This window comes from Streptomyces sp. TRM70350 (assembly GCF_019219825.1).
GTDB lineage: Bacteria > Actinomycetota > Actinomycetes > Streptomycetales > Streptomycetaceae > Streptomyces.
Genome location: NZ_JAHUXH010000028.1, coordinates 1 through 10600, shown reverse-complemented (window position 1 = coordinate 10600; position 10600 = coordinate 1). Strand labels below are relative to the sequence as shown.

12 protein-coding genes are annotated in these 10600 nt (G+C 68.8%); 11 read left to right on the top strand and 1 reads right to left on the bottom strand.

Going from position 1 to position 10600, the window contains the following annotated elements:
• The first annotated feature begins 3 nt into the window (after positions 1–3).
• Genes KWI83_RS30005 through KWI83_RS29995 form a run of 3 tightly spaced genes read left to right on the top strand, consistent with a single transcriptional unit; the run spans position 4 to position 1862 of the window.
• Positions 4–537: a flavin reductase family protein gene (locus tag KWI83_RS30005; RefSeq protein ID WP_218517520.1), complete on the top strand. Its 534-nt coding sequence runs from the start codon at positions 4–6 to the stop codon at positions 535–537.
• 16 nt (positions 538–553) lie between these two features.
• The gene (locus tag KWI83_RS30000) at positions 554–1054 is read left to right on the top strand and encodes a hypothetical protein (RefSeq protein ID WP_218517519.1); all 501 of its coding nucleotides are present in this window, start codon (positions 554–556) and stop codon (positions 1052–1054) included.
• A gap of 43 nt (positions 1055–1097) precedes the next feature.
• Positions 1098–1862 (top strand): glucose 1-dehydrogenase, encoded by a 765-nt coding sequence (locus KWI83_RS29995; RefSeq protein WP_218517518.1) that lies wholly within the window; start codon positions 1098–1100, stop codon positions 1860–1862.
• Between the two features lie 164 nt (positions 1863–2026).
• Here KWI83_RS29995 and KWI83_RS29990 read toward each other — a convergent pair whose 3' ends face one another.
• Positions 2027–2947 (bottom strand): ScbA/BarX family gamma-butyrolactone biosynthesis protein, encoded by a 921-nt coding sequence (locus KWI83_RS29990; protein WP_218517517.1) that lies wholly within the window; start codon positions 2945–2947, stop codon positions 2027–2029.
• Positions 2948–3099: 152 nt separating this feature from the next.
• Here KWI83_RS29990 and KWI83_RS29985 point away from each other — a divergent pair, with 152 nt between their 5' ends.
• The 8 genes from KWI83_RS29985 (at position 3100) to KWI83_RS29955 (ending at position 10497) form a co-directional block, all read left to right on the top strand.
• On the top strand, positions 3100–3807 hold the full coding sequence (locus tag KWI83_RS29985; protein WP_218517516.1) for a ScbR family autoregulator-binding transcription factor: 708 nt from the start codon (positions 3100–3102) through the stop codon (positions 3805–3807).
• A gap of 295 nt (positions 3808–4102) precedes the next feature.
• Positions 4103–5272: a transposase gene (locus KWI83_RS29980; protein ID WP_256363002.1), complete on the top strand. Its 1170-nt coding sequence runs from the start codon at positions 4103–4105 to the stop codon at positions 5270–5272.
• Positions 5273–5420: 148 nt separating this feature from the next.
• Positions 5421–6323, top strand: a complete 903-nt coding sequence (locus KWI83_RS29975) for an AfsR/SARP family transcriptional regulator (protein WP_218517515.1) — start codon at positions 5421–5423, stop codon at positions 6321–6323.
• Positions 6324–6764: 441 nt separating this feature from the next.
• Positions 6765–7661 (top strand): hypothetical protein, encoded by an 897-nt coding sequence (locus tag KWI83_RS39145; protein WP_256363001.1) that lies wholly within the window; start codon positions 6765–6767, stop codon positions 7659–7661.
• Entirely contained in the window at positions 7661–8305 is a 645-nt protein-coding gene (locus tag KWI83_RS39140; RefSeq protein ID WP_256363000.1) for a helix-turn-helix domain-containing protein, read from the top strand. The genes KWI83_RS39145 and KWI83_RS39140 overlap by 1 nt, the downstream gene beginning before the upstream one ends.
• 38 nt (positions 8306–8343) lie before the next feature.
• Positions 8344–8874: a helix-turn-helix domain-containing protein gene (locus KWI83_RS29965; protein WP_308122259.1), complete on the top strand. Its 531-nt coding sequence runs from the start codon at positions 8344–8346 to the stop codon at positions 8872–8874.
• Between the two features lie 91 nt (positions 8875–8965).
• The gene (locus tag KWI83_RS29960; RefSeq protein WP_218517513.1) at positions 8966–9685 is read left to right on the top strand and encodes a ParA family protein; all 720 of its coding nucleotides are present in this window, start codon (positions 8966–8968) and stop codon (positions 9683–9685) included.
• A complete protein-coding gene (locus KWI83_RS29955; protein ID WP_218517512.1) occupies positions 9682–10497 on the top strand; it encodes a hypothetical protein in 816 nt (271 codons plus the stop codon). The genes KWI83_RS29960 and KWI83_RS29955 overlap by 4 nt, the downstream gene beginning before the upstream one ends.
• Positions 10498–10600: the final 103 nt, after the last annotated feature.

Sequence of the window (10600 nt, the reverse complement as noted above, 5' to 3'; positions counted from 1 at the left end):
GGTATGAGTTCTGTATCCACGCACGAAACCGTCAGCCGAGTCCCGATGACGACATCTTCTCTGCGCGAGACGTTGTCCCGTTTCGCGACCGGAGTCATCGTGCTGAGTGTCGGCGGCGACAACATTCACGGAATGACGGCGAACGCCTTCAGTTCGGTCTCCCTCGAACCGCCCAAAGTGCTGTGCTGCGTGTCCCACAGCGCGGTGATGCACAAGTCGATCATCTCTGCGCAGCATTTCGGCATATCCGTTCTGGGTGCCGAACAGGAGCACCTGGCACGGCACTTCGCGGACAAGAACAGGCCACTGGGCCATGAGCAGTTCTCCGGGTTCGACTGGACGCCGGGCCCGGTCACGCGGTCACCTCTGATGAAGGGGGCGCTCGCCTGGCTCGAATGCGAGCTCGCCGAGTACCACGACTCCGGCGACCACTCGATCTTCATCGGCGATGTCGTCAATGCCTCCAGTTCCGCCGGCACGGCCGGACTTCTGTTCTTCAACGGCGAGTTCCAGCCGATCTCATCGATCACCGAGTGAGGCGATCACCATGGCCATGGTGTTCGATGTGGACGAAGGGGCCGGGTCCTGGGAGGACGTGGTCGGCCGCCGGTTCGTTGAAGCGCTGAACGAGGGCCTGGTGAGGGAAGCCGCACGGCGCCGCGGGTCGGCGCAGCGCCCCGATGGCCCGACCAGGAGTTCGGGCCCCTTCGAGGCCGCGGTGCTGGCCTCGTTCGACGCGGCTCTGAACACCGCGCTCGCCGCGGACGAACGCGATGACACCGCCCTCAGGGCCGCCCTGGGGCGGCGGGCTCGGCAGATCCTGTCGGGGGCCGCGTCCGCGGGACACCTGTCGGAAGACGTCCTCGGCCCCGCTGGTGAGAGCCCGCTCTCCCCGGAGCGGGACATCCTGGTCGTCACCCTCCTCATGGAGTGTGTGATGCTCGCGGCATTGGAGAGCCGGCCGTCCTCGGCCGCCGCCGGTCAGGCAGCCGGGCTCGTCCAGGCCCTGAGCCGTTCGGTACGGGCGTCGCGCACCCTCACGAGATCGGCGTGACACGGCTGCTTTTGACATCCGCCACCCCTGGGAGACTGCCGAGATGCAAAATGATCTTCTCTTCGGAAAAGTCGTGCTCATTACGGGAGCGAGCAGCGGGATCGGTGCTGCAGCGGCACGGGTGTTCTGTCAGGAAGGAGCATCCGTCGTCCTGGCCGCCCGCCGGGAGGAACACCTGACCGCGCTGGTCGACGAGCTGAGGGACAAGGGAGCGGTGGCGACTCATGTCGTCGCCGACGTCTCCAGGCCCGAGGACGCCGCCCGGGCGGTGCGGCTGGCGGTGGACACGTACGGACGATTGGACTGCGCGTTCAACAACGCGGGCATCGGAGGGGACCGCACTCCCCTGCATCTGATGCCGGACGACGTCTACGACAGCATCATGGACACCAATGTCCGAGGCGTTTTCAACTGTCTGCGGCCGGAGATAGCGGCCATGCTGGACAACGGCGGCGGCACGATCGTCAACAACAGCAGCGTGGGCGGGTTGGTGGCCATACCGGCCGCCGCACCCTACATCGCCTCCAAGCATGCGGTGGTCGGCCTCACGCGGGCCGCTGCCGACGAGTACGCCAAGCAGAACATTCGCGTGAACGCCATCGCCCCGGGATCCACGCGCACCGAGATCACCGCCGACTGGTTCCAGCGGAATCCCGGTTTGGAGCACATGGTCAACTCCCTGACGCCCCAGGGGCGTACGGCGGAGCCGGAGGAGGTCGCGGCCGCGGCGGCATGGCTGCTCAGCGACCGCTGCCCCTTTCTCACCGGCATCGTGATGCCGGTGGACGGCGGTTTCGTCAACCAGTGAGACGGTGGCCGGCTGCCGCGTCGCCGACGACGAGGGCGGCGACCAGCGGCTGCATCGGCCCGCGCGGTGGGCCATCAGCGGGTGCCGGACAGGAATGGCCGCCTGTCCGGCACCCGCCGGGCTCTGCCCGCGACGGAACAGAACGGTCAAGGTGACGGGGCAACCTACGGCGCCACGCCCTCGAAGTCCACCGAAAAGGCGTGTTCGCCATCCTGCGTACCGACGACACGGGCCGCGAGCCGGCGAGGGTCCGTCGTCGGGACCCTCGCCGCTTCTATCCAGCACGGCTGGTCGAACTCGACGTAGCGTGCGAAGGTGGTGCCGACTCGGGTGGGCAGGAAGGAAGTCGGAGCCAGCATGGCCCGCGCCGCCTGGTCGGCGGCTTCCATGAGGACCAGCCCGGGCACGTGATCGACCGGGTGGTCGAAGAGGAGCCGGTGGCTCACGTCGGTGCGCAACTGCCAGCGATGCGGCAGCGCGGTGGGAGCCAGCGCCACGTCCGCCTCGGCGTCCCGGGCCACGAGCTCGGGAGCTACGGGGGCGGGCAGAGGCCAGTTGCCCCAGTCGACTGTGAGGTGCTCACCACGTAATCGCCCGTAGGCCCGCGGCGAGATCCAGCCGAATTCGGAGTCCGCCCGGACCACCGGGGAGCCGTCCTGCAGAAGGTTGATACCCATGCGCAGTGAGCCGGTGGATCGTTTCCCCTCGGTGCGGCGGACGACCACCTCGACGTCCAGCGCCACCGCCCTTCGAGCCGGCGGCCGGAAGCCCGGGCTGATCACGATGTCGAGCCTGTGCAGCACAGTGTGGTGCTCCAGCGGCACATTGCACTCGGCATGGGCGACCACCAGGCCGCTCTGCCGGATGGTCTGGGTCAGTATGCGCGGGTCGTAGGGTAAATGTGCCGGTCCGGAAGGCCATTTGACCCGCAGCGCGAACCGATGGTCGTCGATCCGCCACCAGTCGGTGACCAGAACGGATTCGGGGTTCCTCAGATGGGTGTAGGCGCCGAGCAACAGTGGTGTCAAAGAGGCGTCTGCATCCGGTCGGTCGACGGTATACGGCCTGACGGTTCGTTCGGGCAAGGCCCTCCCCCTTGGTCCGAGCCGAGGCGCTCCTAGTCTGAAACGCCATTAAAGTACCGGCTATCCGTCCGGTTTCAGGGGGCGGTTCTATGTGAGTTAAAGCACAGGCAAAGTACTTCAAGTCTTTGCCAAGACATCCCATGGAGGCGAGAGTGGCCAGACAGGAGCGCGCCATCCGCACGCGCAGAATGATCCTTGAGGCGGCCGCCCAGATGTTCAACGATCTGGGGTACGAGGCAACCACCATCGGCGAGCTCATCGATCGCGTCCAAGTCACCCGAGGCGGCCTGTACTTCCACTTCACCTCCAAGGAACAGCTGGCGCGCGCCGTCCTGGCCGAAGCCGTCACCTTCGAAGGCCTGACTCCGCAGGCCCTGAAGCTGCAGGAGTGGGCCGACCTGGCGCTGCTGCTGGCCCACCGCGTCCCCAGGGAGCCTTTGCTGAGGGCCTCGATAAGCCTGGCCGTCGACCCCAAGGCGCGCGTCATGTTCGGCACGCGCTGGCCCGACTGGGTCTCCGTGGGAACCGACCTTCTGGAAAAGGCCAAGCAGCGCGGCGAGCTGCTCTGCCACGTCGAACCGGCGGTGACCGCGCGGGTCTTCGTCGGGGCGTGGACCGGTGTGGCGCTGGTCAGCGAGACGCTGTCCGACCACGATCTGTCCGAGGAGATCTCCCAACTGCTCGCTCTGGTGCTCCCCAACACCGCCATCCCCGGAGTGCTGGCGAAGCTGGACACCTCGCCCTGCCGGGCGGGCCGCCTTCTGCAGCAGGTCCGCGCCGTGCCGGAGTGCGGCCGGACGCACCGCACCGACGAGATGTTCGGTCCGTCCGCCGCGGACACCGGCGCGGCCTCGCACTGACAGCCCGGACTGCCGGGAAGGCGAGCCCTGAAACCGTTTCGTCGACCGGTTTCCCGCCCCAACCGGCACGACGAAGGCCCCGCCGACGCCGTCGCGGCGTCACCCCGGCGGCCTCCCCCGCACCCTCGCATGCCCGGCCCGAACACCGGGGTCCCCAACCTGGTGATCCGGAAATCTGTTGCGCGAGGAAACAGGACGGCTAGCTTCTTTCGTTGGATCAGACCGGGGGTGTGGTGTGCCCGCGCACCTCGCCCGATCCACGCGCCACTGTTGACACAAGGGGGACCCAGTGAGCTTGAGCCTGTCCAAACACGCCCGCGAAACGGAGAGGTCGGCCTACCAGTCCCTGCTGGGGGAGCTCAGCCCCCGACTGTTCGACTCGTTTGCGCGCACCGGCCACCGGACGAAGGCGGAGTCCTACGTCCGCGGCCTGCTCGCCGGACCGGGGCGCAAGACGCTGCGCAGCATCGCCGACCAGTTCGGGGGGGCCGCGGCACCGCAGAGAGTGCACCACTTCATCAGCGAGTCACCGTGGGAATGGATGCCGGTACGGCGCGCCCTGGCGGGCTATGTGCAGCAGGTCATGGCGCCGGAGGCCTGGGTCTTCCGGCCCACCGTGATTCCCAAGGGGGGCGAGCACTCGATCGGAGTCGATCAGCACTACCTGCCGCACCTGGGGCAGACGGTCAACGGCCAGCAGGCCGTGGGGGGATGGCTGGCCTCCCGCCGCTGTGCCGTACCGGTCGACTGGCGCCTGCTGCTGTCCGGCCGCTGGCTGCGGGACCCGCTGCGCGAACGCGTCGGCATACCCGACGCGGTCACGGCCGAGACCCTCGAAGAGTGCGTACGCGAAATGGTGAACGCCTTGGTCGGCCCCAGCGGCGGCTGGCGCGGTCCCGTCGTCGTGGACGCCGAGGGCGTGGACGCCATGAGCCTGGCCCGGCACTTCTCCTCAGCCGATCTGATGTTCCTCGTCCGCATCCATCCGGAGGAGCACCTGCGACTGGACCGTACCGAGTTGCCCAAGTTCGGTGACCATGAACGCGGCGCCGCCGAGCTGGCAGCCTCGTTCAGCCGCATGCGTCAGCAGGTGCACACGGAGGACGGCCCCACGACAGCCGTCGCCATACCCGTCGTCGCCCCGCTGCCCGCCTCGCGCGTCGACGGCATGACGCTGGTCGGGGAGTGGTCCGGCGCCCACCCTCGGCCCCAGCGACTGTGGTTGACCAGCGCCCACACGAAGTCGCTGCCGAAAGTGCTGCGGCTTTCCCGGCTGCCGGATGTCGTCGAGCGCGACTTCACAGACATCTCCGACCATGTCGGGATGCGTGACTTCGTCGGCCGCTCCTTCCCCGGCTGGCATCGGCACGTCACCCTGGCCTCCATCGCCCATCTGGTGGCCGCCCTGGTGAAGCACGCCGGGACGACCGTGGCCGGTGAGACGGCCTGGGACGGCGAGGCATGAGCAGAAAACAACTTACCGTCCGGTAATTGACACTCTCCTTCTCAGCCATGCCGAACAGCAGCGCCACCGCGCTTAACGTGTGAGCCACACACCAAGCACCCAAGCACCGAGACGAAGCGCCGTCGGCGCCGGAACAGGAGCGTGCACAGTGCAGTTCAACCTCATTGGTCCCTTCGAGATAACAACCGATGACGGCCGGACTCTCGCTCCCCAGGCTCCGAAGATCTGTCAGATGCTCGCCGTCCTGGCGTTCCAGGCTCGTGAAGCGGTGGCGGTGGACACGCTGGTGAGGGAGCTCTGGGGGGAGACACCGCCGAGGAGCGCGACCAAGATCCTGCAGACGCACGTTTATCACGCCCGCCGCATGCTCGCGCGAGCCCAGGAGGGCTCCTCCAAGAGGCGACCGCTGCTCACCCAGGCCCCCGGCTACCGCCTCGACCTCGCCGACGACGACATCGACGTCTCCTGTTTCGAGCGTTCCGTCCGGCAGGCCCAGTGGGAGCTCGCCGAGGGTTCACCCGAGCAAGCGGCGGAGCACCTCGCACGGGCGCAGCTGTTGTGGCGGGGCCCGGTGCTGAGCAACGTCCCGGCCGGCGGCGTGCTCGCCGGCCGCATCGCCCACATGGAGGAGCTGAGAATCCGTTCCCTTGAGTTACGGGTGGAGACCGAGGCCCGGCTGGGCCGTCACCGGGAGTTCATCCCGGAACTGCGAACCCTGGTCAACGATCACCCGCTGCATGAGTGGTTCCACGGCCAGCTGATCTCGGCCCTGCACCGGGCCGGCCGCCGTGGTGAAGCGCTACAGGCCTACCAGAACCTCTACTCCATCCTCGGACGAGAGCTCGGTCTGGAACCCTCGACGGAGCTCCAGCGGCTGCAGGCCGAGATCCTGAACGCGAGCACCGGCGACACGCCCCTGGAGTTGCGTCGCCGTACGAGCACCCGCAGCCGGCAGCACCTGCAGTCCCCCTACCGCGGACACCTGCCGCAGCAGGCGGACGCCCGCGACCGGCCCGAGCGCGAATGGGACGGTCTGCACCCGGTGGCCTGAACGGGACGACCTGCCCGCACTGCCGCACAGCGATGCCGAGAACGGACAGACGAGTCGGGCTGTACGCCGGGTTCTCCAGAAGCACCCTTCTGACCTGCGGCTTTGTGGGGCGAACCGGCTGTGACCTGCTAGGACGGGTTGCAGAGGCGATCGGAGGCAGTCAGAGGAAATCGCTCTGATTCGACCCCGGATCGACCCGGGTCGCTCAGAGGCAACCAGAGGCAACCCCTCTGATCCTGCCGCCTGAGCGGCCCGGGAGTCCGGAGTCGGACAGGCCGACGACTCCGACTTCTTCACGGTCTCCCCGGTCGAGCCGCGATGGGGATGCCTGCCTCCGCCGGAGCCAGGCACACGAAAGCCTCCAGGACGGCCATCCTGGAGGCTCTTCGCTGGCACCGATCGGAGGTCGGTTCCGGACGCCACCCGTGGTTTTAGCGGGCCTTGGTGGCGTCCCTGTCTTTCGCGAGACGACCTGACGTGCCCCAGCAAACCCATCACGCAGATTCATCCCGACGACCAGTTGACCCGAGCCGACGGCTGGGCCTTCACAGGCTGCCGCCGGCCGCGGCTGATCTCGTCCTGCTCGGTGACCTGACCGGCCGCTACGCGGCGGGTAGTTACAGCAAGCTCGCTTCCGACGGCCGCACCATAGCCCTACGCGGGGAGCGTCAAGGCGCGGCCGAACACGGGCACCGGATCACGGCGGCCATCGCCTGCCATGTCGCCCGTGCCGGCGGAACCGTCGACGACCTGACCCGGCTGCTGCTGCACCCCGATCACGAGGGTGGTCGGCACGCCCGTCACATCGCGCTGCGCTTCGGGCAGGCCCGTGCCCTGGATTACATCCAGCGAGTGTGGACCAGCGCCTCAACCGCGGTCAGCAGCACGGCCGCTCTGGAGTCGCGCCAGCACGCGCATGAGGTGCTCGCGGCGCTGCGCGACCGGATCGAGACGACGCCTTGGCCCGGCGAGCGGGGGCGCACTGCGCTGCGGGTGCTGCGGGCGCATCTGACCTTCGCCGAGATCGCCGGTGGGCCCCTGCACCATGCGAGTGAGCGGCAGACCGCGGAGGAAGCGGGTATCTCCCGGACGACGCTCCGGGCCGTGTACGAGACCGTGCTCAAGCCCGGCGGCTGGCTGCGGCGCCTGAACGTCGGCCATGGCCGGGAGGGCTCCACCTGGTACATCAGCGACGGCAGTATCAGCCGTCACGACGTCCTTGCTGCGCTGTCTCGTTTCTGGACCACTCAGTACCCCCCGACCCGGCACTTGAGGAGTGGCACACCCCTGAGACAGACACGGGGGCCGACATCGACTCCACCGTCATCGGCCGCCTGATGGGCCACGACGCCTTCTCCCACCACGGCCTCGGCAGCTCCGCCCTGATGATCATCGGCGCCCTGCACGCCCGCCCATCCCAGACCATCGGGGAGCTGGTCCGCTCGGCGTCGGTCTCCCGGCCCACCGCCTACCGCGCCCTGCGCTGCCTGGCCGACCACGGCCTGGTCCACCACCACGGCGAGACCTGGTCCCTCGCGCCCGGCGCGCTGGAAGGCTTCGGGGCCGCCCCGCCGCTTGCTGCTCCCGACCCGTCCGCCCAGCTCGCACACGGCTGGGACACCGTGGCCCATCAGTACGGCACGACGGGTGTCGCGGCCCGTCGCAAGGCACGGCATGCCGCGGAGCGCGCGGCGTACCGGGAGCTGCTGGACAGGTTCGCGGAGCACCGCAGCAAGGCCCTGGTGCTCGTCCGTGATGGTCGCAAGGTCCTGGTGCCCCCTCCCCACCCCGATGAGGTACCGCCCTCGTGGTGTGCCCCGGGCGGACGCGTAGTGGACCCGGTCACGGGTCGCCTGGCGCCCGACTGGCATGTGGCCAGCGACGGCCGGTTGATCCTCATCACGCCTGCTGACCAGCGCAGTTATGACGAGCTGGCAGCCGCCCATGCCGAAGCCCTCAGCGAATGGGAGACCGCTGCATGACCTCACCACCCTCTGCCGCCCCCGGAGCGGAAAAGGCGGTGACGCCTGAAGCTCTGCGTGAGCAGTACGAGTCCGGTGCCACCGTGCAGGAAATCGCCGCCGCCAGCGGCCTGTCATACGGCACCGTCCTCAACCGGCTGCGCAGTGCCGGAACCGTGATGCGGACCTCGTGGCAGACCCGCCGAATGCGCCAGGACCCACACGCACGCCAACGGCTCGCCACACAGCTCCGCGCGCTCTACGAGCAGCACGGCGCCACGCTCGCCGAGCTGGCCGCGGCGGCGTCCGTGACGAAACGCGCCGCCCGGCGCCTGCTGATCGAGGCCGGCGGCACTCCGCGCACGGCGCAGGAGACCCTCCGGATGCGCGCTGCAGCGCGGGCGGCCGAGCGGCAGCGTCTCGCAGTGTCGCTGCGGGAGTGTTACGAGGCCGGCGCCACGGTTCCGGAACTGGCGGTCGACTGCGGCTACTCCGAGGCAACCGTCTACCGGCTCCTGCACCAGGCAGGCACCCGGATGCGGCCCCAGCGAGACCGCGAACGGTCCCTCGGCGTACGGAGGCGGCCGTGAGCGCCCCCACGCGACGAGCGCCGCCGATCACCGGCCCACGCACGCAGGGCACCAGCCAACGCATCTACGAACTGCTGGAGACCAATCACACATGAACAAGAAGACCCGACCCAACACCCTGGCGGCAGCAACAGCTGGCGCCTGGGACGCCTTCGTCATCGTCATCGTCATTGGCATGCTCAAGGGCGGCACCGGCAAGACCACCTCCGCCTGGTTCATCGCCCTCTACCACGCCGTCGTCCTCGGACTGCCGACACTGCTGCTGGACGCCGATGCCACCAGCCAGTCCGCCTACGACTGGTTCAAGGTCGCCCAGTCCGAGGGCTTCGAGATCCCGGACAACCTGGTGGTCGAGCGGTACCCGTTCGACGACATCGCCGAGTACATCCGCGCCAAGCGCACCGAGTTCGGCGCGATCGTGGTCGACGCCGGCGGCGGCAGCGCCCGCATCTTCTATGAGGCGGTCACCGAGGCGAACCGGCTGATCGTGCCGGTCGCCCCCACCAAGATCGAGCGCCGCAAGCTCGTGGCCACCTTCGACGAGGCCGAACGCGCCGCCGCACGCAATGAGCGCGACGTCACCGCCCACGTGGTGCTGGTCAAGGCCGACGACCGCACCAGCCTGCCCCGCACCGCCAAAGACCAGCTGCTCCACCCCGCCGTGGGAGAAGGCATCGGCCCCGACCGCGACGAGCCGTTCCCGCTCGCCGAGACCACCATCCACTCCTGGGTGCACTACATGGAGGCCTTCGGCGAGATCCCCACCGAACTGAGCGAGTACGCCGAACTGATGAAGGAGCTCACAGCATGAGCGAGCGCATGAAACCACCCACCCGCCGCACCGGCCGCACCCTGGGCGGGGCCAAGAAGGGGACCCCGCCTCCCCCTCCCCCGGTCGCCGAGCTCACCGCCGAGCAGTACGCCGCCGAACAGACCACCGCCCAGGGCGAAGGGCATTCCGCTGCCGACGAGCCGCAGGCTCAGCCCGCTCCTTCCGCCGCTCGCCTCCAGGCATCGGCGTGGGGCCGGACCGAGGCGGCTGCCGCAGTGGCGCAGTCTTCCTCCGCCCAGCCGACCGTCGAGATCGCACCGAGCAGCCCAGAGGCAGCGACGGAGTCCTTTGTGGAGACGATGGAGCGGCAGGTGGCGCATGTGGCCCCGGCTGCCAAACCTGCAGCACCTTCGCCCCAGCCCACGCAGCCGGCCGATCCGGTTGCGCAGCACGGGTCGTCTCAGGTCACATCCGCGGCTGCTAATGCGGCTCAGGCGATCGAGGTGGCGCTTCGCCCGGCAGTTCCTCCTGTGTCAGGTGGCACGGCGTTCCCAGTGAGGACCCATGGCCTGGGATCTCACCAGGAACAGGACGCTCGATCGCAAGAGACGCCTAGCGACGGGACCCCGTGGGCCCGAGGGCCCGGCCGGCCCAAGGACATTCCCGAGACCGCCGTCGTTCTCAACCAGCGCATCATCATGCGCGAGAGCCTCGACTCGGCGGTCCCCGCCGCGCTGAGGCTCAAGAAGCGGATCAAGCGCTTCGCGTTGGACAACGAACTCGATCGCCTGCCCCTCGGCGACATCGTCTCCGTCGCGCTGGACGAGTGGCTCACCGCCCGCGGCTTCTGAATCCCACCGATGTGCATAAGAGGCGGCCGCCTCCATGCCAGGGCGCGCCGCCTCTCGTGTCGACTATTCCAATAGCCCGCTAGGCGGATAGCTATCCGCCTAG